This window comes from Actinomycetota bacterium (genome assembly GCA_040881665.1).
GTDB lineage: Bacteria > Actinomycetota > UBA4738 > UBA4738 > HRBIN12 > JBBDWR01.
In genome coordinates, this window is sequence record JBBECT010000005.1 from 318,847 (window position 1) to 343,839 (window position 24,993).

Annotated in this window: 24 protein-coding genes and 1 riboswitch; of the genes, 10 read left to right on the forward strand and 14 right to left on the reverse strand. The window is 69.6% G+C overall.

The genetic code is table 11. From position 1 onward, the window contains the following. The first annotated feature begins 34 nt into the window (after positions 1–34). Positions 35–628, forward strand: a complete 594-nt coding sequence (locus WEF05_07260) for a DNA-3-methyladenine glycosylase I (GenBank protein MEX1101680.1) — start codon at positions 35–37, stop codon at positions 626–628. Between the two features lie 23 nt (positions 629–651). Here the strand turns inward: WEF05_07260 and thpR are convergent, their stop codons facing one another. From thpR to WEF05_07275, 3 genes are read right to left on the reverse strand one after another with little or no spacing between them, the layout of a single operon-like run. Then, a complete protein-coding gene (gene thpR / locus WEF05_07265; GenBank protein MEX1101681.1) occupies positions 652–1,227 on the reverse strand; it encodes an RNA 2',3'-cyclic phosphodiesterase in 576 nt (191 codons plus the stop codon). Between the two features lie 12 nt (positions 1,228–1,239). Beyond that, positions 1,240–2,502: a competence/damage-inducible protein A gene (locus tag WEF05_07270; protein ID MEX1101682.1), complete on the reverse strand. Its 1,263-nt coding sequence runs from the start codon at positions 2,500–2,502 to the stop codon at positions 1,240–1,242. Continuing rightward, positions 2,499–3,335: a helix-turn-helix transcriptional regulator gene (locus WEF05_07275; protein MEX1101683.1), complete on the reverse strand. Its 837-nt coding sequence runs from the start codon at positions 3,333–3,335 to the stop codon at positions 2,499–2,501. Before WEF05_07275 ends, WEF05_07270 begins: the two co-directional genes overlap by 4 nt. Before the next feature lie 83 nt (positions 3,336–3,418). Here WEF05_07275 and WEF05_07280 point away from each other — a divergent pair, with 83 nt between their 5' ends. From WEF05_07280 to WEF05_07305, 6 genes are all read left to right on the forward strand, one after another. Then, positions 3,419–3,913: an inorganic diphosphatase gene (locus WEF05_07280; GenBank protein MEX1101684.1), complete on the forward strand. Its 495-nt coding sequence runs from the start codon at positions 3,419–3,421 to the stop codon at positions 3,911–3,913. A gap of 11 nt (positions 3,914–3,924) precedes the next feature. Then, positions 3,925–4,070, forward strand: a riboswitch (cobalamin riboswitch). Positions 4,071–4,186: 116 nt separating this feature from the next. Continuing rightward, the gene (locus WEF05_07285; GenBank protein MEX1101685.1) at positions 4,187–5,206 is read left to right on the forward strand and encodes a hypothetical protein; all 1,020 of its coding nucleotides are present in this window, start codon (positions 4,187–4,189) and stop codon (positions 5,204–5,206) included. A gap of 10 nt (positions 5,207–5,216) precedes the next feature. Then, a complete protein-coding gene (locus tag WEF05_07290; protein ID MEX1101686.1) occupies positions 5,217–6,149 on the forward strand; it encodes a hypothetical protein in 933 nt (310 codons plus the stop codon). 2 nt (positions 6,150–6,151) lie between these two features. After that, entirely contained in the window at positions 6,152–6,937 is a 786-nt protein-coding gene (locus WEF05_07295; GenBank protein MEX1101687.1) for an energy-coupling factor transporter transmembrane component T, read from the forward strand. Further along, entirely contained in the window at positions 6,934–8,535 is a 1,602-nt protein-coding gene (locus WEF05_07300; GenBank protein ID MEX1101688.1) for an ATP-binding cassette domain-containing protein, read from the forward strand. Before WEF05_07295 ends, WEF05_07300 begins: the two co-directional genes overlap by 4 nt. After that, positions 8,532–9,392: an ECF transporter S component gene (locus WEF05_07305; GenBank protein ID MEX1101689.1), complete on the forward strand. Its 861-nt coding sequence runs from the start codon at positions 8,532–8,534 to the stop codon at positions 9,390–9,392. Before WEF05_07300 ends, WEF05_07305 begins: the two co-directional genes overlap by 4 nt. Before the next feature lie 4 nt (positions 9,393–9,396). Here WEF05_07305 and WEF05_07310 read toward each other — a convergent pair whose 3' ends face one another. The 4 genes from WEF05_07310 to dapA form a co-directional block, all read right to left on the reverse strand. After that, entirely contained in the window at positions 9,397–11,757 is a 2,361-nt protein-coding gene (locus WEF05_07310) for a DNA translocase FtsK 4TM domain-containing protein (GenBank protein ID MEX1101690.1), read from the reverse strand. Continuing rightward, entirely contained in the window at positions 11,758–13,455 is a 1,698-nt protein-coding gene (locus WEF05_07315; protein MEX1101691.1) for a ribonuclease J, read from the reverse strand. 78 nt (positions 13,456–13,533) lie between these two features. Next, entirely contained in the window at positions 13,534–14,379 is an 846-nt protein-coding gene (locus tag WEF05_07320) for a hypothetical protein (GenBank protein ID MEX1101692.1), read from the reverse strand. 60 nt (positions 14,380–14,439) lie between these two features. Further along, positions 14,440–15,324 carry a 4-hydroxy-tetrahydrodipicolinate synthase gene (gene dapA, locus WEF05_07325; GenBank protein ID MEX1101693.1) on the reverse strand — a complete coding sequence of 295 codons (885 nt, stop codon included), beginning with the start codon at positions 15,322–15,324 and terminating at the stop codon, positions 14,440–14,442. Between the two features lie 62 nt (positions 15,325–15,386). Between dapA and WEF05_07330 the strand changes: the two genes are divergently transcribed. Beyond that, on the forward strand, positions 15,387–15,944 hold the full coding sequence (locus WEF05_07330; GenBank protein MEX1101694.1) for a cob(I)yrinic acid a,c-diamide adenosyltransferase: 558 nt from the start codon (positions 15,387–15,389) through the stop codon (positions 15,942–15,944). A gap of 4 nt (positions 15,945–15,948) precedes the next feature. Here the strand turns inward: WEF05_07330 and WEF05_07335 are convergent, their stop codons facing one another. Then, positions 15,949–16,413: a hypothetical protein gene (locus WEF05_07335; protein MEX1101695.1), complete on the reverse strand. Its 465-nt coding sequence runs from the start codon at positions 16,411–16,413 to the stop codon at positions 15,949–15,951. Here WEF05_07335 and WEF05_07340 point away from each other — a divergent pair. Further along, entirely contained in the window at positions 16,406–16,936 is a 531-nt protein-coding gene (locus tag WEF05_07340) for a histidine phosphatase family protein (protein MEX1101696.1), read from the forward strand. The genes WEF05_07335 and WEF05_07340 overlap by 8 nt on opposite strands. 6 nt (positions 16,937–16,942) lie before the next feature. Here WEF05_07340 and WEF05_07345 read toward each other — a convergent pair whose 3' ends face one another. From WEF05_07345 to rpsO, 5 genes are all read right to left on the reverse strand, one after another. Continuing rightward, on the reverse strand, positions 16,943–17,719 hold the full coding sequence (locus WEF05_07345) for a PIG-L family deacetylase (protein MEX1101697.1): 777 nt from the start codon (positions 17,717–17,719) through the stop codon (positions 16,943–16,945). Then, positions 17,716–18,534 carry a 4-hydroxy-tetrahydrodipicolinate reductase gene (gene dapB / locus WEF05_07350; protein ID MEX1101698.1) on the reverse strand — a complete coding sequence of 273 codons (819 nt, stop codon included), beginning with the start codon at positions 18,532–18,534 and terminating at the stop codon, positions 17,716–17,718. Before dapB ends, WEF05_07345 begins: the two co-directional genes overlap by 4 nt. Further along, positions 18,531–19,847 carry a pitrilysin family protein gene (locus WEF05_07355; GenBank protein MEX1101699.1) on the reverse strand — a complete coding sequence of 439 codons (1,317 nt, stop codon included), beginning with the start codon at positions 19,845–19,847 and terminating at the stop codon, positions 18,531–18,533. Before WEF05_07355 ends, dapB begins: the two co-directional genes overlap by 4 nt. Positions 19,848–19,859: 12 nt before the next feature. Next, on the reverse strand, positions 19,860–22,226 hold the full coding sequence (locus tag WEF05_07360; GenBank protein MEX1101700.1) for a polyribonucleotide nucleotidyltransferase: 2,367 nt from the start codon (positions 22,224–22,226) through the stop codon (positions 19,860–19,862). 241 nt (positions 22,227–22,467) lie between these two features. Continuing rightward, the gene (gene rpsO, locus WEF05_07365; GenBank protein MEX1101701.1) at positions 22,468–22,737 is read right to left on the reverse strand and encodes a 30S ribosomal protein S15; all 270 of its coding nucleotides are present in this window, start codon (positions 22,735–22,737) and stop codon (positions 22,468–22,470) included. 472 nt (positions 22,738–23,209) lie between these two features. Between rpsO and WEF05_07370 the strand changes: the two genes are divergently transcribed. Then, positions 23,210–23,962, forward strand: coding sequence for a trypsin-like serine protease (locus tag WEF05_07370; protein ID MEX1101702.1), 753 nt, complete (start codon positions 23,210–23,212; stop codon positions 23,960–23,962). A 37-nt stretch (positions 23,963–23,999) separates the two neighbouring features. Here the strand turns inward: WEF05_07370 and WEF05_07375 are convergent, their stop codons facing one another. After that, on the reverse strand, positions 24,000–24,953 hold the full coding sequence (locus tag WEF05_07375; GenBank protein MEX1101703.1) for a bifunctional riboflavin kinase/FAD synthetase: 954 nt from the start codon (positions 24,951–24,953) through the stop codon (positions 24,000–24,002). Positions 24,954–24,993: the final 40 nt, after the last annotated feature.

Here is a 24,993-nt window from a genome sequence, read left to right on the forward strand (position 1 = left end):
CCCGCGTGTCGTCGGTGCGCGCTAGCGTTGCCCCATGCCGAGTGAGGCTCCTTCGTCCGGGGTGCGCTGCGCCTGGGCGCGGAGCGACGATCCTGCATACGTGGCTTACCACGACGATGAGTGGGGCGTCCCGGTGCACGAGGACCCGCGCCTCCTGGAGATGCTCACGCTCGAGGGGGCGCAGGCGGGGCTGTCGTGGTCGACGATCCTGCACAAGCGTGCGGGCTATCGCGCAGCCTTCGCCGGGTTCGATCCCGCCCGGGTCGCGAGCTTCGACGAGGACGCGATCGACCGCCTGGTCGCCGACCCCTCGATCGTGCGGCATCGGGGGAAGATCTCCTCGACCGTGAACAACGCGGCTCGCGTCCTCGAGATCCAGCGCGAGTTCGGCTCGTTCGACGCGTTCCTCTGGGGGCTCGCCGGTGGAGCGCCCCTGATCGATCGGTTCGACACGATCGACGATATCCCTTCCGAGACACCGACGTCCGCGACGATCAGCCGCGAACTCAAGCGCCGTGGGTTCGGATTCGTCGGACCGACGACGGTCTATGCGTTCATGCAGGCGGTCGGGATGGTCAACGACCACGTGCGCTCGTGTCCCCGATGGGTTCAGCTCGGCGGGCGGTGATCCCCGCGCGCGGCTCGGTTCACTCAGACCCCGAGCGGGAACGAGGCGATCTGTTCGTAGATGGGTGCCCGGCCCCGCAGGTGACTGCGGAACAGCACCAGGTGGGCCACTTCGAACGGCTCCGAGACGAGCGGCGGGAGCTCGGCCGGCAACGCGATCGGCGGGTCGAACCGGGCGAGCGTGACGTGGGGGGTGAATGCGCGCCCCTCCGGCTCGATCACCGGGGTGAGCGCGGCGTTGAGCGCGGCCGAGAGCCGCGCGAACCCACCACCCTCGTCGTCCATCCCCGCCCACAGCACACGCGAGCGCCGTCGCCCCGGAGGGAACGTCCCGAGGGCGGTGAGCCGGGTCGTGAAGCGGGGCTCGGAACGCGCGATCCATTCGGCCGCCTCCCGAACCATCGGCAGGATCGACGGCCGGACCCATCCCAGGAACTTGACGGTCGCGTGCCAGTTCGCCGCGGGGGTCCAACGACCGACCGGAACCGATGTTCGCAGCACCTCGATCGACGTCGCCAGATCGCCGCGAGCCGCGTCGGGCAGCTCCACCCCGACGAACAGCCGAACGCGCTTGTCCTCGCCGGTGCGGGCGCTCGGCATCCCGGTCCCGCCTTAGGCGTCGAGGTCCGATCCCGGGAGGGGCCGTGCCTCGAGGTGGCGTCGGACGAGGTCCAGGGCCGCTTGCTCTGCCCAGCGCCGTACCTGATCGCGCTCGCCGGGCGAGGCGAACCCGCGGGCGTGCACCGTGGCGTCGTCCACGAGCGCGATCCACACCGTTCCCGGCGCGGCACCGTCGTGCGGTTCGGGACCGGCCGCACCGGTCAGCGACAGGCCGAGCGGCGCTCCGAGCAGTTTGCGAACGCCCGACGCCATCTCCAGGGCACAGGCGCGACTCACCACCCCGTGCGTCTCGACCGTGAGGCGAGTCACGCCGAGCACGCGCATCTTCGCATCGACGTCGTAGGTGACCGCGCCACCCACGAACGTCCGGGAGCTCCCCGGTGCGCGGGTCAGACGTTCGGCGACGCCTCCTCCGGTCAGGGATTCCGCGACCGCGATCCGGGTCCCCGCCGCCAACAGGAGCCGGGAGACCGCCTCTTCCAACGTCTCGTCATCGACGGTGAACACGACGTCGCCGAGCCGGTCGAGGACCTGCGCGAGCACCGGTGCGATCAGCTCCTCGGCCTCTGCGGTCGTGGAGGCCTTGGCGGTCAGCCGCACCTTCACCTCGCCCAGGCTCGCGAGGTAGGCGACGGTCGGGTTCTCCGACACGTCGAACAGATCCGCCAGCTGCTCGGCCACGGACGATTCACCGATCCCCGCACACCGCACGATCCGCGACACGATCACCGAACCGGTCGCCGAGGCGAGCTCGGGAAGGATCGGGTCGTCCATCATCTCGCGCATCTCCGAGGGAACGCCGGGCAACAGGTACACGGTGCCGCCCGACGGAACGTCCGCGATCAGTCCGGGCGCCGTCCCGCGCGTCGGCATGAGGTAGCGCGTCCCCTCAGGGACGTCGGCCTGTCGGAGGTTGCGTAGCGGCATCTCGCGACCGAGAGCTGCGAAACGTTCGCGGAGATAGGTCTCGATCTCGGCGCGGCGCACCATCGGCGTGCCGAGCACCTCCGCGAGTGCGTCTCGCGTGATGTCGTCCTCGGTCGGTCCGAGCCCGCCGGTCACCACCACGACGTCGGCACGGGCGGCCGCGCCGCGGAGGGCATCCACGATCCGCTCGCGATTGTCGCCCACGACCCGATGGTGGAGCACGTCGACGCCGACCGCGGCGAGTCGCTGCGAGATCCACTGCGCGTTCGTGTTCGCGATCTGTCCGAGCAGCAGCTCGGTCCCGACCCCAATCAGCTCTGCCCTCACGCCGGATCCTCCGCGGGCATCGACGGATCGGCGGTGGGACTGGTGCCGTCGGGATCCGACGTGGCCTCCGCGGCGGCCTCTCGAGCCGCGGCGATCGCTCCGAGGGCACGGGTCGCCCGGATCCGTCCATCCTCCGGAGGAGGGATCACGCTCGTATCGCTGAACGCGTCGCTCCACGCGCGTTCCCCCTTCGCGACCTCGATCGGCCCGGTCCCGTTGATCGTGATCGTCGCCGGACCGCCGTCCGGCAGCCCGAGCGTCAACAGATCGTCCGCTTCGAAGGTGCGTTCCTCCCCCCGGCGAACCTCGACGGTGCTCGTGGCGCCGTCGGCGTCCACCTCGACGGTCAGATCCGATCGCGAGGTCATCCCCACGACGACGTTCGACGTCTCGGGGTCGACGAGAACCGGCGACGCGGGCAACGCCGCGGGGGCGGGCGTCGAACCCGAGCGCGACAGCAACCCGAACGCACCGGCGACGATCACGACGATCGCCACGACGAGCCAGGCGAGCCGATGCGTTCCCCGCCGCCGGTGGGTTCCGATCGCGCGCCGGATCTGCGTGGGAGGTTCGGGCCGCGAGGGAGCCCCTACGCCGGTGCCACGCTGATAGACCTCGAACACCTTGTCCGGATCGAGCCCGAGGTAGGCAGCGTAGGTGCGGAGAGCTCCTCGCACGTACACCTCGCCCAGCAGCGCGCCGAACCGCTCATCCTCGAGCGCCTCGAGGGAGTCGGCTCTGATCCGCGTCCCGCGGCTCGCTTCGTCGATCGTGACGTTGCGTCGCAGTCGGGCCTTGCGCAGCGCCGGTCCGACGCCGATCGGGTTCGCCACGGGCTCGTGTCTCTCCTCCACGTCTCGGACGCCGCCGATGATAGCGCGAGGGCCGCGCCGACCCCGAGGGTAGACTCCCGGTCATGCGCGAGGATGCCCTGGTCAAGGTGGTCGTGGAGATCCCCAAGGGATCGCGGAACAAGTACGAGTGGGACGCCGAGGCCCAAGCGATGGTGCTCGACCGGATGCTCTTCACGTCGATGCAATATCCGGCGGACTACGGCTTCATCGCCGACACCCTCGGCGGCGACGGCGACACCCTCGATGCGCTCGTGTTCGTCGGTGAGCCGACCTTCCCCGGGTGTCACATCGTGGCGCGACCGGTCGGACTGTTCCGCATGACCGACGAGAAGGGTCCCGACGAGAAGATCCTCTGCGTTCCCCTCAAGGATCCGATGTGGTCCCAGGTCGAGCGGATCGAAGACATCCCCCCGAGCCTGTTGAACGAGATCGAGCACTTCTTCCAGGTCTACAAGGACCTGGAGGACAAGAAGGTCGACACCAAGGGCTTCGAAGGACGCGAGGCCGCCCTACACGTGATCGCCGAAGCGCGCGCACGTCTACAGGCCGGTTCGTAGGTCGTGCAAAGGTCGTGCCGATGCTGCTAGGCTCCCCACGAACCACATATTCCACGTGATGACAGGCGAAGTCCGGTCAGAGTCCGGCGCTGTCCCGCAACGGTAGGTCCATCCGCGAGGGTGGGCGAGCCCGGTCGCCCTGTCGGTCACGAGGGCTGAACGACTTCCCGCGGAGGAAGGTCGCGCCCCCGGGCCCCGCCCGACGCGCCGACCCTCCCATCGCGGAGGGTCGTTCCCGTTGGGCGCGAGGACACGCCCGGGAAGGAGCTCCACATGCGCACCGCCCTCCGAAGGTCGTTCGGCCTGCTCGTCGTAGCTGCACTTTCGCTGGCCACCGCCGTTCCGGCCACCGCGGCCCCATCCGACGAGGTGAAACGCTCACGGACCGCAGCGGGCTACCTCGCTTCGCAGCAGAAGCAGAACGGATCGTTCCCCGGATTCTCCCCGATCGGTTCCACCGCCGACGCCGTCACCTCACTGGTCGCGGTCAAGCGCGGCAAGGGGAACATCACGAAGGCCCTGAACTTCCTCGCGCTCCAGACCGAGAACGGCAACACGACCGGAACCGGGCTCCAGGCCAAGGTGGCGCTCGCCGCGGTGGCCGGCGGCCGTAACCCCGAGAACTTCGGAGGAGAGGACCTCGTCGGCGCGATCGCGGACAGGGAACGGCCGAACGGCCGGCTCGGTGCGGGAACCGCCGTGTTCGATCAGGCCCTCGGCATCCTCGCCCTGGAGGCATCGGGCTCCGGAGCCTCCGCGAGCGCGAAGGACTGGCTCGTCGACGCGCAGTGCCCGGACGGCGGATGGGAGTACTCGGCCCGATGGACCGCGGGCAACGACGAGCACTGCACGAGCATCGCCGATCCCGGCAACGATTTCTTCTCCTCCGATACGAACACGACCTCCTACGCCGTGATGGCGCTCGAGGCGGCCGGCGCCGGTGCGCCCGACGAGAACCCGTTCGCGTTCTTCACCGAGATCCGCGATCCGGCTCGTGGCGGCTGGGGCTACACGTGGGGGTTCCAGACGACCGACGCGAACTCCACGGGGCTGGTCCTGCAGGCGTACGCCGCTGCTGCCACCACAACCCCGGCGGGCAGTGTGAAGGCCCTGAAGGCGCTCCAGTACAAGCGCTGCGGCGCGTTCGCGTTCACCTGGAACGGCGCGGCGAAGACCCCACCCGACCCCGGCGCCACGATCTCGGGCATCGTCGGTTTGCTCGGTCGCCCGTATCCGATCGCCGAAGCCGCGGTGACCAAGGCCGCACCTTCGACGCCCGCCTGCCCAGCGTAGGAGCGGATCGATGCAGACCCCGATCGAAGCAACGACATCCGCGGGGGGCCGGCGACTCGGCCGGCTCCTCGCGGCCGTCCTGTTCGTCGCGCTGCTGGCACCGGCACCGGCCCTGCTCTCGGCCGCGCCCGCCTGTGCCGACAGCGATCAGCACGCCGCCCTCGTCGTGGACACGGGCGGTCAGGAGCTCTCCTACTGCGTGGCGATCCCCGGAACCGTCGACGGGATCGAGCTGCTGCGCCTCGCGAGCCGCCAGTACGGACTCTCGTACTCCCTCGGGTTCGGCGGGGAAGCCGTCTGCATGATCGCGGGCGTCGGGGTCAGCGGCGGCGACTGCTTCGCGGACTTCCCTCGCTTCTGGGGCTACTGGCGCGGCGCGCCCTCCGGCGGATGGAGCTGGTCGAGCGTAGGGGCCGGATCGGTCTCGGTCTCTCCGGGAGACGTCCAGGGATGGAGCTGGGGCAGCGGGCAGGACGGCTCCAACCACCCCGCTCCCCCGGTCACCCCGTTCACCTCGGTATGCGAACCGGATGACCCGCCCGGGAACGGTGGGAACGGGGGCAACGGCGGATCGAACGTTGGCGGGGCGAGCGGTGGCTCGGGCGGAACCGCATCGGACGCCGGCGGGAGTGGCAACGGCGGACCCGCGAACGGTAACGGGAACCAGAACGGTTCCGACGACGAGCGGCGACGCGAGGAACGCAACGACGGTAACGATCGAAACGCCCGCCCCGAGGACGACCGGCCTCCGAGAACGGGGGTCGACGACACGGCAATGACCGACGAAGCGGTCGCCGCCTCCGCCACACCGGTGAACGCGGTCGCGCTCGGCGACGCTGAGGACGGCAGCTCGGGTGCGGCCGGCGCGGTGGTCAGCCTCGTCGCGCTCGCGGTGCTGATCGGGGCGGGTGCGTTCCTAACCTGGAAGCGCCGCGTCGGCTAACGATGTACCCGGTCGCGTGGATCGCGTGGGCGAGCGGAGCGGCCTTCGTCGCGTTCAGCACGGCGAACCCGTGGTACCTGCTCCCGCTCGTCGGCGTCGCCTGGTTCGTCCACGCCGCGCACCAGCGAGATGGACCATGGGCGCGCTCGTTCCGGATGTTCCTGACGTTCGCGGTGATCGCGATCGTCCTGCGGACCGGACTAGTTCTGTTCGGCACGGTGAACGCGTCCAACGTCGTGTACGCGGCCTACGAAGGGCTCCGCCTCGGCGTGCTCCTCGTCGTGTTCGGCACCTTCAACTCGGTGACCGATCCGTTCGGGGTGCTGCGGCTCGCGCCGCGGAGGTTCCACGAGCCGGCGTTGGCGGCGGCGCTCGCGCTGTCGATCGCGCCGCGCACGATCGCCGCCGCCGGACGGGTCCGTGAGGCACAGGAGCTGCGCGGGTTCCGACTGCGGAAGTGGCGCTCGCTCCCAGCGCTGGCGGTCCCGGTGCTCGAGACGGGCATGGAAGAGGCGATGACGCTGGCCGAGAGCATGGACGCCCGCGGTCACGGCCGGGGGCGCCGGTCGCGCTACCGCCCCGAGCGCTGGAGCCCCGGCGCCGTCGTGACCGCCGCATCCGGACTGATCGCGGGGAGCGTGTTCGTCTCGCAGGCGATCGCGCATCGTCCGGACCTCATCCCGATCACCGATCCCCTCACCTGGCCGGAGGCGACCCCCTGGCTCGTCGGCGTGGTACTCCTCCTGGCGGTCCCCGGGCTGCTCCCCCGGAGAGACGAACGACGATGAGCCCCGCGCTGCGCTACGAACGGGTCACCTTCCACTACCCCGATTCGGAGCGATCCGCGATCACCGACGTCGACCTCGACATCGCGGAGGGATCCTTCGCGCTCTCGGCGGGACCGACGGGTGCGGGCAAGTCGACCTTGCTGCGCGCCGCGAACGGACTCGTTCCTCACTTCACCGGCGGGGCCTTCGCCGGCCGGGTCACGGTCGCCGGCCGCGACACGACGACGCACCGACCGCGCGACCTCGCCGACGCCGTCGCGTTCGTCCCGCAGGATCCCGGCGCGTCGTTCGTCCTCGACCGGGTGGAGGAGGAACTCGCCTACGGGATGGAGAACCTCCAGGTCCCCTCCGGTCGGATGCGGCGCCGGGTCGAGGAGACGCTCGATCTGCTCGACATCGCTCCGCTCCGTGACCGCAGCGTCCGGACGCTCTCCGGTGGCGAGCGCCAACGTGTGGCGATCGCGGCGGCGCTCGCGGCGGGTCCGCGCCTGCTCGTCCTCGACGAGCCGACGAGTCAGCTCGATCCCCAGGGGGCAGAGGACGTCCTGGCCGCCCTCCAGCGCATGGTGCACGACCTCGGGATGACGGTTCTGCTGGCAGAGCACCGCCTCGAGCGGGTGGCCGGGTTCGCGGATATCGCCGTCGCGGTCCACGACGGAGCGGTCACCTCCGGCGCGCCCTCCGACCTCCTCGGAAGGGTCGTCGGTGGACCGCCCGTAACACGGCTCGGCGATCTCCTAGGATGGGATCCCGCTCCGATCACCGTCCGCGAGGCTCGAGCGTTGGCGCGTGAGCTCGCGCTCGGAGTCGGTCCGTCCCCACCGACCGTGACGCCGGGAGCTCCCTTGGTGCGGGCCCGCGGGTTGCACGCGGGCTACTCGGGCGCGGGAGTGCTCCACGGCGTGGACCTCGAGCTCGGCGAGGGCGAGATCGTCGCACTGATGGGCCGCAACGGCGCCGGCAAGACGACCTTGCTCCGCTGCCTGACGGGCGTGCACGCGCCGGCGCGCGGAAGCGTCGAGGTCCCGTCACGACCACCCCGACCAGGCATCGACGTGGCGCTGTGCCCCCAGGAGCCCGAGACCGTGCTGTTCGCCGAGACCGTCGAGGACGAGATCCACGCGTCGCTGCGAGCCCGAGGCCGGAGCGGCGAACCCGCCCCTCACCTCCAACGGCTCGCCCTCGAGGGGTTGTCGGGGCGCCATCCCAGAGACCTGTCCTCCGGACAGCGCCTGCTGGTGGCCGCGGCGGCTGTGGCGGCGTCGGGCGCTCCCGCGCTGCTGCTCGACGAGCCGACCAGAGGTCTGGACCCCGAGGCGAAGCAGCGCCTGTCGACGTTCCTGCGCGCCCACGCGCGGGAGGGAGGGACGGTACTGTTCGCCACCCACGACGTCGAGCTCGTGGCGGCCCTCGCGACGCGCGTGGTGCTGCTGGCTGGCGGCGAGGTGATCGCGGACGGCAGCCCCTCGGAGGTGCTCGGCGACTCCCACGTGTTCGCGCCGCAGATGACCCGCGTGTTCGGCCCGGGCTGGCTGACCCCCGAGCAGGTCGCCGAGGCGACCGGGGCGCGCGGGCAACCGACAGAGGTCGTCCGGTGAGCGTGGCGGCGACCGCAACCGTTCGCGGTACACGCCTTCGCATCGCGCTGCTCGTGCTCGCGAACGTGATCGCCGCGCTCGCGTTCCTCTGGCCGTTCCTGGTTCCCGGACTGCTCGGCGAGAGCTCCCCGCACGCGGAGGACGCCCCGTTCCTGCTGCTCGCCGTCCTCGGCTGTCTCACCGTGGTGCTGTTCCTCGACCTGGGGCGGGGAGGGATCGGCCCGAAGGGCGTGGCGTTGATCGGCGTCTTGGGCGCCGCGATGGTCGCGCTCCGCCTCCCGGGGTTCGTGGCCGGATTCTCGGCGATGTTCATCATCGTGCTCGTCGCCGGGAACGCCTTCGGACCGGCGTTCGGGTTCGTGCTCGGCGCGATCGGGCTGTTCGCGAGTGGGCTGTTCCTCGGCGGGATCGGACCCTGGCTTCCGTTCCAGATGGCTGCCGTCGGGTGGGTCGGTCTGGGCGCGGGTCTGTTACCCGGGACCGAGACATCCTGGCGAGTCCGCCTGGGCGCGCTGGCCGCGTACGGGTTCGTGGTCGGCTACGCGTTCGGGATCGTGATGAACCTGTGGTCGTGGCCGTTCACGACTGCGGGCACCGCGATCGGCTGGGTCCCCCAAGAGGATCTGTCCGAGAACGTGCAGCACTACGCGACCTACTACATGACCACATCGTTCGTGTGGGACACGTTCCGGGCGTTCGGGAACGCGGCGATGGTCCTCGTGCTCGGGCGTCCGTTGCTCGGAGCGCTCGACCGCGCCGCACGGAGGATGCGACTGGACCTTCGTGAACCTCGATTCATCGACCCACCGGACCGTGCTGCCGCACGTCCCGAGCCGGCCGAAGCGACGAACGCGTAGCCGCTCAGGCGCTGCGGGCGGTCGAGCGGGACTGCTCCCACTCCTCCCACGTGAGGAGCACATCGCGGGCCTTGGACCCCTGGGAGGGGCCCACGATGCCCCGCTCCTCCATCAGGTCCATCAGCCGGCCGGCGCGCGCGAAGCCGACCTTCAGCTTGCGCTGCAGCATCGAGGTCGAGCCGAGCTGGGAGCGGATCACGAGCTCGGCGGCCTGGCGGAGCAGGTCATCGTCGTCCCCCACTCCCCCGGTGACAGCGGCGGCCTCCTCCTCGGCGGTCGGCGCCTTGCCCAGGCCTTCGACGGTCGCCTCGTAGACGACCTCCCGTTGCGCGCGGATCCATTCGGCGACCGCGTGGATCTCCTTCTCGGTCACCCAGGCGGCCTGCAGGCGGCTCGGTTTGCTCGCGTTCGCGGGCGCGTAGAGCATGTCGCCGTGACCGACGAGCTTCTCGGCTCCGTTCGAATCGAGGATCACCCGCGAGTCCGCCTGGCTCGAGGTCATGAGCGCGATCCGGCTCGGGATGTTCGCCTTGATCAACCCGGTGACCACGTCGACCGACGGCCGCTGGGTGGCGACGACGAGATGGATCCCGACGGCCCGCGCCATCTGCGCGATGCGGCAGATCGCGTCCTCGACGTCGCGCGGCGCGACCATCATCAGGTCGGCGAGCTCGTCGATCACCACGACGAGGTAGGGGAAATCGACGAACTTCTCCTCTTGGCCGGGCGGGATCCGCAGCGTCCCCTCCTGGAGCCCCTCGCGGTACCCGTCGATGTCGCGGACGCCACACATCGCGAGCAGCTCGTACCGGTTCTCCATCTCGCGGACGACCCATCCGAGCGCCTCGGCTGCGCGCTTGGGGTGGACGATCACCGGTGAGAGCAGGTGTGGCAGATCCGCGAAGTGCGAGAGCTCGACGCGTTTCGGGTCGATCAGCACGAGCTTGACCTCGTCGGGATCGGTCCGCATCAGGATCGACGTGACGAAGGAGTTGATCAGGCTCGACTTGCCCGCTCCGGTCGCCCCGGCGATCAGCACGTGCGGCATCCTCCCGAGGTTGACCATCTGCGCCCGGCCGTGGACGTCCTTGCCGAGCGCCACCGCGAGCTGTGCCGTGTCGTCGCGAGCCACCTTGCTCCGGAGGATGTCGCCGAGGGTGACGAAGTCGCGCACCTTGTTCGGCACCTCGACGCCGATCGCCGACTTGCCGGGGATCGGGGCGATGATGCGCACGTCGGGTGTCGCGAGCGCGTAGGCGATGTCGTCCGACAGGTTCAGGACCTTGTTCACCTTCGTTCCGGCACCGACCTCGACCTCGTACAGCGTTACGGTCGGCCCGCGGTGGGCGGTGGGAACTCGTGCCTCGACCCCGAACGTGGAGAAGGTCCGCTCGAGGGCGTCCATCGTGTGTTCCTCGTCGCTGGTGTCGGCCTCCTTGGACGGCGCCGCGCGGAGCAGGTCCAACGGCGGGAGCTCGTAGGCGTCCTGCGGGATCTTCGTCGCGGCGGCGGCGGCAACGGTGGGAGCGACGGGCGCCGGAGACTCGGACTCGAGCTCGTCGACCGGGAGCGGGACTTTCGCGGGAGCGGGCTCGGCGACGACCCCGGCATCGCCCGCATCCGGGACGATGATCGTGTTCGACGCGTCGTCCTCGTCGCTGCGCAGCACGCGCCGGCCGTGGACCGGTTCGGTCGGGTCGTCGATCAGCCCTTGCTCGTCGTCGCCCGCCCGCAAGCCGAACGCCCTGGAGATCGCCTCACTCGCGGCGATCTCCTTGACGCGCACCCAGATCTGCGACAGCGGTGTCCCGAAGAAGATCAGCAGTCCGAGGAACGCGAGTCCGCCGCATACGATGCCGCCCCCGAGCGCGGACAGGGTCGTCGCGAGCGGCCATCCGACGAGAGCGCCGAGCAGACCGCCCGCTTCGGCGATCCCGGTTCCGCCGCCACCGTCCCAGCCGTCGGCGGGCGCGGGGTTGCCGTTCACGATCGACACGATGCCGAGGATGCCGGCGGTCGCCAGCGCGAAGCCGATGAACATCCGAAGACGCTCCTCCTCCTCGGATCCTCGCAGGAGCACGATCCCCCACCAGATCCCGACGACCGGGAACACGATCGCCGCGAGGCCGAAGGCTCCCTCGAGCGCCCACTCGATGCCGCGGCCCGCGACCCCGGCGGCGTCGAACCAGAGGGCGAGCACCGACAGGAGCGCGAGGACCACGAGCGCGATCCCGAACGCATCGCGCGCCCACGGGGCGAGGTGGGCCCGGACGGGAGTGCGGCTGGGTGAGCCTTTCGAGCGTCCCGACCCCTTCTTCGACGCAGCGGAGGAGCGCTTGGGGGAAGCCTTCCGCTTCGGGGACACCTACACCTCCATGACGATGGGGAGGATCACCGGCTTGCGTTTGGTGACCTCGAAGAAGTATCTCGCGAGGACGCGCCGGACGTTCTGCTGCAGGACCGTGCGGTCGGTCACCTCGTCCTTGGCGCTTCCCTCCAAGGACAGCATGACGCGATTCCGTGCCTCTTCAAGGATGTCCGCGGAGGTTTCGTCGTAGACGAACCCCCGGTTGACCAGCTCCACATCGCCGACCGGCTCACCGTGGTGGGCATCGATCGTCACGACCGCCACGACCACCCCGTCCCCCGACAGCTTGCGGCGGTCGCGCAGCACCTCTCCTCCGACATCTCCGATCCCCAGACCGTCAACGAAGGTCATCCCCGCGGGCGCCCGGCCGGTGATCCGGACCTGATCGTCGATGTCGACGATGTCGCCGTCCTCGGCGATCAGCACGTGGTCGGCCTCGACCCCCGTCTCGACCGCGATGCGCGCATGGTGCGAGAGGTGCCGGCGCTCCCCGTGGATCGGGATGAACCAACGAGGGCGGACCATGTTCAACATCAATCGCAGCTCCTCGGAGCTCGCGTGTCCGGACGCATGCACTTGCGCTGCCGGGACGTGGAACACGTCGGCGCCCGTGCGATAGAGCCCGTCGACCACGCGATGGATCGCGGGCTCGTTGCCGGGGATCAGCGACGAGGACAGCACCACTGTGTCCCCCGCCGACAGCTTCACCCACTTGTGTTCGCGCGCGGCCATCAGCGACAAGGCCGAGAACGGCTCACCCTGTGACCCCGTCGATACGACGACGACACGCGAGGGGTCCATCTTGTCGAGATCCTCGATAAGGATCACATCCGACTCGGGCACGTCGAGGATGCCGAGCTCGCGCGCGGCACGCACGCTCTGGTGCATCGATCGACCGAGGAAGGCGACGACGCGCTCGTTCTCGCGGGCTGCGTTGACCACCTGCTGCACGCGGTGGATGTGGCTCGAGAAGCACGCGACAACCACGAGCTGCTCGGCGCCCGCGACGATGTCGTCGAGCACGGGGCCGACGCTGCGTTCGCTCTGGGTGTACCCGGCTTCCTCCGCGTTCGTGGAGTCCGACAGCAGCAGGTGCACACCCCGCTCTGCCTCGCGCGCGATCCCGTGCAGGTCCGTCGGACGCCCGTCGAGCGGGGTTTGATCGATCTTGAAGTCGCCCGTGTGGAGGATCGAGCCGAACGGGGTGTCGATCGCCACCGCCATCCCGTCGGGGATCGAGTGCGTGACGTGGAGGAAGCGCATCGTGAACGGACCGATGCTGGCCCCACCCCCCACCTCGGCCTCGCGGAAGTCCGCGTGGTCGCGCACCTGGTGCTCCTCGAGCTTGCCGTGCAGCAGCGCGAGTGTGAAGGGTGTCGCGTAGACGGGGAGCAGATCGTCGAGTTCGCGGAGCAGATACGGCAGGGCTCCGATGTGGTCCTCGTGCCCGTGGGTGAGGACGACCGCCTCGATGTCGGCGGCACGATCTCGCACGTACTCGAAGTCGGGGAGCACGAGGTCGACGCCCGGCATGTCCGCGTTCGGGAATGACAGCCCGACGTCGATCAACAGGATCCGTCCGTCCAGTTCGAGGCAAGCCATGTTCCTGCCGACCTCGCCCACGCCACCCAGGAACACCAGCTGCGCGGGCGCAGCCGGGTGCCGGCCGGTTCCACGCTGGGGACGGTCACTCATCGGCGCCCATCCTAGCTCGCGCGACCAGGACCGCCCGAGCTGGGTACGCTCCCGGACGCCGACCGACCGAAGGCGCGATCAGGCGAAGAAGCGGAAGTTCGCCCAGGGGCTGTTGTCGGGCAGGTTCCCGTGCCCCCCACCGAACTCGCACCGGAACCGGAACGTGACCCCCGTCGGTGCCCCGCTCGTTCCCCCGAGCTTGACACCGATCAAGCTGTCGGCGTTCAGCCTGCCCTTGAACACGTCGAGGTTGCGCCATCTGCCGTTGACGCGCGCCTGCAGGCGGATCACGGCCGGGTCGTTCGCGTGGTTCGGGGCCACCTTCGCGACGTAGAAGACGGGCTTGCCTTGCTTGTAGAAGCGGGTCCTGCCCTGCTTCCTCTGGAAGCGGAGCAGCTTGCCGGTGACCTTCGCCTTCACGCGAACGTTCGCGATGTCCTCGGCCGGGCCGTAGGTGGCGTCACCCGTCCATGCCGCGCGGAACCGCGTGTCGTACTTGAGGTCTTTCACGGTCGCCGTGCCCCTGCCCTGCGCTCCGACGGTGATCGTGCGAAGGAACTGCTCCGAGCCTCCGTGTGTGCGGCGGTACAGCTCGACCTCGAGATTCGTGCCGTCGAAAGCGGCGAGCTCGACCTCCAACTCGGTCTTCCCACCGAGGGGAACCTTCACCGGCGTCGCGGTGAGCACCAGGTCCTGGGACCCGCGGGGCGCGGGGTCGCCGCCCGGACCGCCCGCGATCGGGGTTGCGGGCGAGAGCTCTCGGCCCGTCGTTCCTTGCAGATCGAGATCGCCGATCCCCGCTGACGCCGGTGCTGCCAGAAGGCCGAGCGAAACCGAGAACGCGAGCGTCGCGATCAGCAGACCGCGAGCGGATCTCCCGAGGCCGATCGGACGCGAGGGGTGAGGGTTGCTCTGAGTAGGCATGGCGGGAACGCTACCCGGTCGATGCAGGACAAGGCAATCCCTGCCGGCCGCTCCCAGCTCCTAGATGAGCCCCGCGTCGGCCAGCGCGACACGGACGCGTTGGCGTTCCTGCTCGGTGGCGGGAACCAGCGGGAGGCGGGGAGGACCGCTCGGTTGCCCCAGGATCTCGAGCGCGGCCTTGATCGGGATCGGGTTCGAGGTGATGAACAGGGTGTTGTACAGGGGCGACAGCTCCTGGTGGATCTTCCGCGCCGCGGGGACGTCTCCGGTCTCGATCAGGTCGATCATCTGTCCGATCCGAGAACCCACGAGATGGCTCGCGACGCTGACCACACCCTTCGCACCAAGACACATGTAGCCGAACGTGGCCCAGTCGTCCCCCGAGTAGACCTCGAAGTCGGGCGGCGCCTGGTCGATCAGCTTGGAGATCCCCTGGAAATCGCCGGTCGAGTCCTTCACGGCGACGATGTTGGTGATCTCGGCGAGCGAGAGCAGGGTCTCGTGTTCGATACGCGTCGCCGTCCGGCCCGGGATGTTGTAAGCGATGATCGGGAGATCGGTCTCGGCAGCGACCGCCTCGAAGTGCGCGACGAGCCCGCGTTGCGGAGGCTTGTTGTAGTAAGGCGTGACGACGAGCAACCCGTCGGCGCCGGCCTCGTGCGCCGCGGTGCTGAGCTCGAGTGTCTCGGCGGTCGAGTAGGTGCCTGCACCGCAGATCACCTTGCCCTTGTCCGCCGACGCCTCGGCGACCGCCGTGAACAGATCCTGCTTCTCGCGGGTGGTCAACGTCGGGGCCTCACCGGTAGAGCCCGCGACGACGATCGCATCGGTCCCGGTGTCGAACAGACGGCGGGCGAGTCGTTGGGCGCCGTCGAGATCGAGCGTGTGATCCTCGTGGAAGGGCGTCACCATCGCGGTGACGACCGCTCCGAACCTGCCGGCCATGCGGCTCCCTCCCTCCGGGGGCACCGCTCCGGGGAGTGCCCCGGGGGCTATCCTAGCGGCCGATGCCCCGTATCTACACCAAGACCGGAGATGACGGCACGACGGGCCTGCTCTACGGCGGGCGCGTGCAGAAGTCCGACCCGATCACCGATGCGTACGGGACGATCGACGAGGCCGTGGCCGCGATCGGCCTCGCGCGCGCCGCGTGTGAGGATCCGGCGCTCGCGGGCGACCTCCTGACGCTCCAGCGCGAGCTGTTCGTCGTCGGCGCCGACCTGGCAACCAATCCGTCCGAGCGCGAGAAGCTGCAACCGGGCGTCTCGCTCGTGACCGAGGACATGACACGGCGCCTGGAAGGACGGATCGACGCGCTCGTGGCGCAACATCCGCTGCCGAACGTCTTCATCGTTCCGGGGACGAACGCGCCGAGCGCGGGGATCGATCTGGCCCGTGCGGTCGTGCGGCGCGCCGAGCGCCTCACCACAGGGTTGCTCGATGCGCCGCCGGGCGGGATCAACCCCGAGGTGCAGCGGTACCTCAACCGGCTCAGCGATCTGCTCTTCGTGCTCGCTCGATGGGCGGCCGGAGAAACCGAGCCGGCGAGCCGCGCCAACGACTGAGGGCTCAGCCCGCGGTGGGCGGAACGAAGGCGCCGTAGTCGTCCTCGCCCATCACGAGGAACAGCAACCCGATCGTGTTCGGGTTCACGGTCGGCGGGAACTCGAAGGCGAACTCCTTGCGCTTGTCGTCCTCGATCCCGCTCGCAGCCTCGACCGTCCCCTGGACGCGGGCGCCGTCGTCGGCGGCTCGGATGTAGAGGGAGGGCTCGGGAACGTCGCGCCCCGTCTTGTTGATGATCAGCAGCGTGCCGACGTTACCGTCGAAGTCCGCCGTCACACGGAGTCCGGCATTCTGATACAGGTACTTACCCTTGAGCGCGACCGATCCTTCGGGTCCGGGGGTCTCGGGAGCGGTCGAGGAGGGAGAGTCGTTGGGCGTCGGTTCGGCCTCGTCCGTGCATCCCGCGACGAGGGCGACGACCGCCGCGAGGGCGACCGAGAACGCGAGGTACCTGCGGAGAGTGCTCACGAGGCGGGCATGCTACACGACTTCCCGTCCCCTCCACAGGAACGGACCCGAAGGAGCGCACGCCACCATCAAATCGCTGGAACTCCGCCGCCACGCGAGGCGCGATCCGAACGCGGACCGGCTCTCGCCCGAGGGACGCGCCCAAGCCGAAGACGTCGGGCGCGAGTTGCCGGGAGGCTACACGGCGGCGTTCGTGTCACCGGCGCAGCGCGCCGCCGAGACGCTGGCGTGGTTCCTGCGGGGACGTGGCGAGCCGCTTCCCGCCGACCATGCCGTCGTCCCGGGACTGGCCGGCGCCGAGCCGGGCGACCCCTCCCCCGAGGGGATGTCGGCAACGGTCCGCGCGTTGCTGGATCAGATGCCCGAGGGTGGCCGCGCCCTCGCCGTCTCCCACACCCCGCTGATCGAGCATGCGGCCGAGGGGCTCACCGGCTCGGCGATCGAGGCGCTCGCCGAATGCGAGGGGATCCTCGTGACGACCGAGGGCGACGTGCTGCGCGTCGAGGAGTTACGGACGGTCTGACCCGGCTCAGAGCGCCTCGAAGACGTCGCCGAGCACCGGAGCGCCGGGGGCGCGTTCGGGCCACGCCATCACGAACCGCTCGCGGCCCAACACCTCGGGCCAGATCCCGTCGGGGAACCCCTGCCCGTCGGCCTGGGTGCGGTGTTCGCGCAGCGCCTGGAGCTTGCGCGGCCACACCGACGAGGTGTCCACGAGCACACCGAGCGTCTCGTCGGGAACCCCGCGCGGAGTGAACGGCTGCGTGGGATCGAACGGCTCCTGCCCGCTCGCGACGAGCCACTCGTTCATCGCATCGATCTCGCTCTGGCTCACCACGTTCCACAGCAACCGGGAGAATCCGCTGCCGCCCTCCGCCCGGATCGTGTGGAAGGCCTCGGTCGCGGCCTCGCCGATCGTGACGTGGTCAGCGTGGCCCGTGATCCCGTCGGGACCGAACGTGGCGACGACATCGGGACGAGCCTCGCGCAGGATGTCCGCGATCCGTCCGACGAGCTCGCCCCGATCCGCGTCCGCGAGCGCGCCGTCCCGGTAGCGCAGGAACTCGAGCCGGTCCGGCTCGCGACCGAGGGTCCTCCACGAGGCCCGGTCCTCCTCCTCGCGCACACCGGCCAGGGTCTCGGGCGTGGCCAGGCTCCCGTCGGCGATCTCGCCAGCGTCCCCACTCGTCGCGAGGATCAGGGTGAACGCGAAGCCGGGGTCGTCCGCGTGTTGGGCGACCGTTCCGCTGATCCCCCATGTGTCGTCGTCCGGGTGGGCCAGGACCACGGCGAAGCCCCCGCTCACGCGTTCCGTCCTCCGCCCTCCGGAAGCTCGAGCAGCGGCTCGAGTCCGACGGTGAGTCCCGGGCGGGTCGAAACGGCCTTGACCGCGAGCAGGACCCCCGGCATGAAGCTCGAACGATCCATCGCATCGTGTCGGATCCTGAGCGTCTGGCCCTGCCCTCCGAAGATGACCTCCTGGTGCGCCACGAGCCCCGGGAGCCGCACGGAGTGCACGCGGACCCCGTCCACGTCCCCGCCTCGAGCGCCGGGGACGACCTCACCCTCGGGTCCTCGGTAGGGCTCGCCTCGCTCGTCGAGCAGCCGTCGCACGGTCGCCATCGCCGTCCCCGACGGAGCATCGGCCTTCCCGTCGTGGTGGAGCTCGATGACCTCGACGGCCGGGAACACGTGGGCGGCCATCGCTGCGAACCGTTCCATGAGCACGGCGCCGAGCGCGAAGTTGGGAGCGACGACCACGTTCGACTCGCCGCCCTCGGATGCGAGCTGGCTCGCGACGTCGTCGAGGTCGCGGGGCCCGAGGCCGGTCGTGCCGACCACGAGGTTCACAGCGTGCGCGACACACCACCGCACGTCGTCCAGCACCGAATCCGGATGGGTGAAATCGACCGCGACCTCGACCTCCTCCTGCAGCAACACGTCCAGTTCGTCGGTGACGAGGACGTCGAGCTTCGGATGGCCGATCAGGGTTCCGATCGACTCTCCGGTCCGAGAGCGATCGACGGCGGCGACCAGTGCCAGCTCCGGGTCGTCGACGACCGCGCGGCAGACCATCTGCCCCATCCGCCCGCACGCCCCGATCACCCCGACCCGGATCACGATGCTCGGCCGCTCCCCTCCGAGCTCCGCTTCGCGGCGCGCCGGGACGGCGTTGCGCTCGCGAACGCCCGCGCGCCGAACGGTCCAAGGACGGTAAGGGTCATCGGTCGCGACAGTACCCGCTGCGCGACCCGGCGCGCATCGTCGATCGTCACCGCCTGGATCCGACGGAGGGTCTGGTCGACCGTCAGGATCTCGCCCTGTGCGATCTCCGACTTTCCGATCCGCGACATCCTGCTGCTGGGGTCCTCGAGAGACAGGACGATCGATCCCTTCACGTGCCCCTTCGCGCGTTCGAACTCGTCCTTGAGCAGACCCCCGCCGGCAAGTGCATCGATCTCCGCCCGGATCAGCCCGACGACCTCTTGCGCTCGGGAGGGTGTCGTGCCGGCGTAGGCGACCCATTGGCCTGCCTCGGTGAACTGCGATTGGTAGCTGTAGACCGCGTAGGCGAGCCCGCGCTTCTCACGGATCTGCTGGAACAACCGCGAGGACATCCCGCCCCCGAGCGCCGTGTTCACGACCAGGAACGCGAACCGATCGGGGTCGGTGCGTGACAGGCCATCGGTTCCGATGCAGATGTGTGCCTGTTCGGTCTTCCGGCGGCGGACGAGTGAAGCAGCCGAGGAGACCGGTGCCTCCCCTGCGGCCCGCCGGTTGAACGTCCCGCCCCCGCGGAGGATGCGGCCGGTGTCCACCCTCCGACGCAACTCGGCGATCAGCTGGTCATGCTGCAGATTCCCGGCCGCCGCGACCACCACGTTCCCGGGCACGTAGTACTTCCCGTAGAACCGGCGGATCCGTTCACCGGTGGCGTTCTCGATCGTGTCGCGGGTCCCGAGGATCGGCCGTCCCAAGGGGTGGCCGGGCCAGAGGGTCTCGGTGAACAGGTCGTGGACGACCTCGTCGGGCGCGTCCTCGTGCATGTTGATCTCTTCGAGGATCACCTGCCGCTCGGCGTCGAGATCCGCCTTCCGGACCGTGCTGTGCTGGAGCATGTCCGCGAGGTGATCGATCGCCATCGGCAGATCGCGATCGCGGACACGGGCGTAGAAGCACGTCGTTTCCTTCGCCGTGAACGCGTTGAGATCACCGCCGACGGCGTCGAACGCCTCGGCGATATCGAGCGCGCTACGCGTCTTCGTGCCCTTGAACAGCAGGTGCTCGAGGAAGTGGGACGCACCGCTGATCCGGGGCTCTTCGTCGCGCGAGCCCGCCAGCACCCAGAAGCCGATCGCCACCGATCGCACGGCGGGCATGCGATCGGTGACCACCCGCAGTCCGGAGTCGAACCCCGTTCGCTGGATCGCCACGCCGGGCCGGGCTCAGTTCTCCACGTCGCCGGAGCCACCGGACTCGCCCGACGGCGCCCCGCCTTCGGAGCGGTCCCCGCCCGGCCGCCGGCGGCGTCGGCGTCGTCCGTCACCGGCACGGTCGCCGCGATCTCCACCGCGATCGCCGCCACGGTCGCCGCGATCCCCGCCCCGGTCTCGATCGCGCGGCCGACGATCTCCCCCGTCACCGCCGGATCCCTCGGGCGCGTCCCACTCGGGACCCACCGGCTTCAGGCTGACCTTGCCCATCGCGTCGATGTCCTCGATGCGGACACGGATCGTGTCGCCCTCCTTGACGGCCTCCTCGACGCTGTTCAGGCGCTTTCCCTTGCCCAGCTTCGAGATGTGGACCAGCCCGTCGCGTCCGGGAACGAGGTTCACGAACGCCCCGAAGGTCGTCGTCTTCACCACATGGCCGTCGAACTCCTCACCCACCGACAAGGGACGGGGATTCGCGATCTCGTCGATCATCTTCGCGGCCTCGTCGGCCCCGGCTCCCTCGCGCGAGCCGATGAACACCGTGCCGTCGTCCTGGATGTCGATGTCGGCTCCGGTCATCGCGATGATCTCGTTGATCCGCTTGCCCTTCGGTCCGATCACCTCGCCGATCTTCTCGACCGGGATCGTCACCGTGAGGATGCGCGGAGCCTTCGGGTTCACCTCGGTGCGCGGACCGGGGATCGCGTCGTGCATCACTTGGAGGATCTTCGTCCGCGCCTCTTTCGCCTGGCCGAGCGCCTTCACGAGCTCGGCCGAGGGAAGCCCGGTCACCTTCATGTCGAGCTGGATCGCGGTGACGAACTCGTCGGTGCCGGCGACCTTGAAGTCCATGTCGCCCAAGGCGTCCTCCGCACCGAGGATGTCGGTGAGCGTCACGTAGGTCGTTCCCTCGGCGATCATGCCCATCGCGATGCCAGCGACCGGCGCCTTGATCGGCACCCCCGCATCCATCAGCGAGAGCGCCGACGAGCACACGCTCGCCATCGATGTCGACCCGTTCGAGCTGAGGATCTCGGATACGAGACGCAGCGTGTAGGGGAACTCCTCGTCGGAGGGGATCACCGGCATCAACGCACGTTCGGCGAGGGCGCCGTGACCGATCTCACGACGCCGCGGGCTGCCGATCCGCCCGGTCTCGCCGTTCGCGAACGGCGGCATGTTGTAGTGGTGCATGTAGCGCTTCGTCTCTTCGAGATCGAGCGTGTCGATCATCTGGGTCATCCGCAGCATGCCGAGCGTGGTGATGTTCAGCGCCTGCGTGTCACCGCGCTGGAAGACGGCCGAGCCGTGCGCCCTGGGGAGCAGGCCGACGATCGCCGACAGGGGCCGCAGCTCCGTCGGCGTCCGGCCGTCGAGCCGGATCCCCTCGTCGATCACCTTCCTGCGCATGACCTTCTTCTGCAGATCCTTGAAGGCGGGAGAGATCTGCGAGGAGACCTCCCCGAACTTCTCCTCGCCCCAGGTCTGCTGCAGGTGCTCCTTCAGAGCGTCCTTGAGTTCGGATAGCTTCGTCTCACGCTGCTTCTTCTGGGGCACGAGCGCGCCCGGCAGGCGGCTCTTGGCGAAGGCCTCGACCGCAGCCCAGACCTCGTCGGTGAACGCCTTCTTCGGCTCGAACGGCTGCGGCTCCACGTCGAGCATCCCGATGAACTCGCTCTGGAAGTCGATCACCTCGGCGATCGCGCGCTTCGCGGCCTCGAGTCCCTCGGCCACGATCTCCTCGGTCGGGGCGGTCGCACCGTCGCCGATCAGGGTCCACGTGTTCTCGGGCGCCTCACCTTCGATCATCAGCACGTCGATCTCACCCGCGTCGTTGCGGCGGCCGGCGACGACGATGTCGAAGGTCGCCTCCTCGGCGTCCTGGAACGTCGGGTTCACGACCCAGCCGTCGGCGATCAGGCCCATCCGGACGGCGCCGATCGGCCCCTCGAACGGCAACCCCGCCTGCACCGTCGCGGCGCTCGCGCCGTTCATGCCCGGGATGTCGTAGGGGTTCACCATGTCGACGGACAGGACCGTGATCACGACCTGAACATCGTCGTTGTAGCCCTCCTTGAAACTTGGCCGCAGCGGGCGGTCGGTCAGACGCGCCGTGAGGATGGCGGTCTCGCCGGGGCGTCCCTCGCGGCGGAAGAAGCTGCCCGGGATCTTCCCGGCGGCGTACATCTTCTCCTCGACGTCGACCGTCAGCGGGAAGAAGTCGAGGCCCTCGCGGGGCTTGGCGGAGTTCGTGGTGCACAGCACCTGCGTCTCGCCGTAGGTGACGACGACGGCTCCCTGGGACTGCGGTGCGAGCAGCCCGGTCTCGAGCGTCATCGTCTGGTTCCCGATCTGTCGGGAAAGCTTGGTGATGGCCATCGGCCATTCCTCCTTGGATAGCGGCGCACCCGTCCGGCGCGCGATGGTGGTGGGTGGACTGCGGGAGAAGCGGCGGCGCGGCCAGTTGTCAGTGGTGAATCTCCGAGCGCCGCGGGGGCGCGTTCGGGGACTCGCTACTGAGAACCGACCCGGTACCGTCCGCCCTCGGATGGTTCAGGGCTGGTCCTGCGGCATCTCCTCCTCGTGCGACGGGCCTCTCGGGGTCGCCCCGGCAGCCGCGTCAGCGCCGCAGACCCAAGCGGGCGATCAGTTCGCGGTAGCGCTCGATGTCCTCACCCTTGAGGTACTCGAGCATCCTTCGGCGGCGACCGACCATCTGGAGCAGCCCGCGCCGGGACGCGTGGTCCTTGGCGTGGGCCTTCAGGTGCTCCGTGAGGTCGGCGATCCGCTTGCTCAGGATCGCGATCTGTACCTCGGCGGAACCGGTGTCGGTGTCCGACCGTCGGTGCTCACCGATCAGCTGGGTCTTCTCTTCCGTCGTCAGCGCCATATGCAGGGGGAAGGCTACCAGCTCACGCCTGGCCCACGATCGGTCGCGCGCACGGATCCGGGACGGACGTGCAGGGCAGGGGTCCCGGACACCGAGGGACGAAGGACCGAGGCGATCGAGCCTTCCGCCGGAGGCCGAGCCGGGCTCGGCTCGCTACGATCGGGGGACAGGCCTCCTGAGCTGAGCCCCAGGGGGAGCTGAGCGGGCCGGTGACCGGGGAGGGTCGCCGGCCCGTGCCTCATCCTGGTCCGTTCCCGGCCCGCGTCCCTCGGGCGGCCCAGGACCGACGACCTAGCGATCATCGACCTGCGGCGGAAGCGCTCCGCCCCACCGCTGCAGTACCGTGTCCTTCGGCGGCTCGGAGACGCGATCGGCGGCGATCGACGGTTCCGATGCCCAGCGGTTCCCCTGACCCGGTTCACCGAGAGGACTTCCAGTGCGTGGAACGATCCGTTCGACCGTTGTCCTGGCGATGGCGTCTCTCGTCGTGTCGGCCGCACTCCCCGCATCGGCGATCACCCACGGAACGGTGGATGGGAAGGCGCACCCGAACGTCGGTGTGCTCGCGATCCCGGACCCGCAGGGAGGCATGCGCGCGTGGTGCACCGGAACACTGATCGCGCCGAAGATCGTGCTGACGGCCGCCCATTGCACGGTCGGGCTGCCCGCGCTCGGCGTGCACGATATCAAGGTCACCTTCGATCCGGTCTTCGACCCCACGCGCGGCACCTTCTTCGGTGGTAGATACGTTTCGCACCCGGGCTTCGATGAGGCCCGCGGCGAGAACGACGTCGCCGTCGTCCTGTTGGACAAGGCCGTTCGTGGCATCACGCCCGCGTCGTTGCCGAAGGCCGATCTGCTCGGCACGATGAAGAAGATGGGGACTCTGACCTCCCAGAGCTTCACCAATGTCGGATACGGCGGGACGCTGGACGCATCCACGATTCCGTCCACGATCGTCTATGACGGCACACGCCGGTACTCGACCTCGCCCGCCCTCGGTCTCGACACGGTCCACCTGCGACTGCACATGAACAACGCCGCGACCGGCGGTGGCGGCACATGTTTCGGCGATTCCGGCGGCCCGCACTTCGTCGGGACGGGCACCGTGATCGCCTCGGTCACGAGTTGGGGAGACGGCTCCTGCCAGGCGTTGGACCAGACCCAGCGGCTCGACACGACCGGGGTGCGCTCGTTCCTGAAGTCGTACGTGAAGCTCCCGTAGACGGTCGGCACTCGCGCTCAGCGCAGGTCAACGGCTCTCATTCCCCGCCGAGGTCTACGAGCTTTCGGGTGCGAGCCACATCGACCGCGATCGCCTGGGTCAGCTCATCAGCTGAGTCGAAGCGGGTCTCGTCGCGCAGCCGCGCGTGGAACTCCACGGCGATCGGACCACCACGGAGCTCGCCCCCCGCGTAGTCGAGCAGGTAGGCCTCGACGTGCAGGGGTTCGGACCCGAACGTCGGGTTGGTCCCGCAACTGATCGCCGCAACGAACCGACCGCCTGCGACGTTCGCGGCGCCCGCGTAGATCCCGGCGCCGGGTAGGAGCAGCCGCGGCCAGGTCCGAAGGTTGGCCGTGGGGTACCCGAGCCCCTTTCCACGACCTGCGCCGGCAACCACCTCGCCGTCGAGCACGAATCGACGTCCGAGAGCCGTCGTCGGCCAGTCCAGGTCGCCCGCCGCCAGCGCCTCGCGGATCGAGGAGGACGACACACGGCGACCGTCGACGTCGATCAGATCGACCGCCTCAGCGGTGAATCCGAATCTTTCGCCCTCGGTTCGCAGCGTCTCGATCGTGCCGGAGGCCTTGTGCCCGAAGGTGAAGTTCGCTCCGATCGCCACATGGCACGCGTGGAGCCCCTGGCTCAAGACCCGCTGCATGAATGCCTCGGGCGTCCACCTCGAGAGGCGTTCGCTGAACTCGAGGACCACGAGGTGATCGATACCGGTCTCCGAGATCAGCGCGGCCTTGCGTTCGACGGTCGTGAGCAGCCGCGGCTCCTTGCCCGGCGTAAGGATCTCCCGCGGGTGCTTGTCGAAGGTCACCGCCACCGCCGGAACCGCGCGGGCCCGGGCCGCGCGGACCGCCGTGCGAAGGACCGTCTGGTGGCCGAGGTGGACCCCGTCGAAGAACCCGATCGTCACCACCGATGCCGGGACGTCGAGCGGCGAGGCGTCGAGCCCGCGGTGCACGTGCATCCGGCCGGTTCCCATCGCCGGGCAGGGTACCCGAGAGCAGTCTGCGCCCGGTCGA

Coding starts and splice junctions, on each gene's coding strand:
- dapA (MEX1101693.1), bottom strand. CDS start 15,324: ATGGCCGGCAGGTTCGGAGCGGTCGTCACCGCGATGGTGACGCCCTTC.
- WEF05_07315 (MEX1101691.1), bottom strand. CDS start 13,455: ATGAGTGACCGTCCCCAGCGTGGAACCGGCCGGCACCCGGCTGCGCCC.
- WEF05_07295 (MEX1101687.1), top strand. CDS start 6,152: ATGTACCCGGTCGCGTGGATCGCGTGGGCGAGCGGAGCGGCCTTCGTC.
- rpsO (MEX1101701.1), bottom strand. CDS start 22,737: ATGGCGCTGACGACGGAAGAGAAGACCCAGCTGATCGGTGAGCACCGA.
- WEF05_07300 (MEX1101688.1), top strand. CDS start 6,934: ATGAGCCCCGCGCTGCGCTACGAACGGGTCACCTTCCACTACCCCGAT.
- WEF05_07260 (MEX1101680.1), top strand. CDS start 35: ATGCCGAGTGAGGCTCCTTCGTCCGGGGTGCGCTGCGCCTGGGCGCGG.
- WEF05_07360 (MEX1101700.1), bottom strand. CDS start 22,226: ATGGCCATCACCAAGCTTTCCCGACAGATCGGGAACCAGACGATGACG.
- WEF05_07280 (MEX1101684.1), top strand. CDS start 3,419: ATGCGCGAGGATGCCCTGGTCAAGGTGGTCGTGGAGATCCCCAAGGGA.
- thpR (MEX1101681.1), bottom strand. CDS start 1,227: ATGCCGAGCGCCCGCACCGGCGAGGACAAGCGCGTTCGGCTGTTCGTC.
- WEF05_07290 (MEX1101686.1), top strand. CDS start 5,217: ATGCAGACCCCGATCGAAGCAACGACATCCGCGGGGGGCCGGCGACTC.
- WEF05_07320 (MEX1101692.1), bottom strand. CDS start 14,379: ATGCCTACTCAGAGCAACCCTCACCCCTCGCGTCCGATCGGCCTCGGG.
- WEF05_07330 (MEX1101694.1), top strand. CDS start 15,387: ATGCCCCGTATCTACACCAAGACCGGAGATGACGGCACGACGGGCCTG.
- WEF05_07375 (MEX1101703.1), bottom strand. CDS start 24,953: ATGGGAACCGGCCGGATGCACGTGCACCGCGGGCTCGACGCCTCGCCG.
- WEF05_07285 (MEX1101685.1), top strand. CDS start 4,187: ATGCGCACCGCCCTCCGAAGGTCGTTCGGCCTGCTCGTCGTAGCTGCA.
- WEF05_07370 (MEX1101702.1), top strand. CDS start 23,210: ATGGCGTCTCTCGTCGTGTCGGCCGCACTCCCCGCATCGGCGATCACC.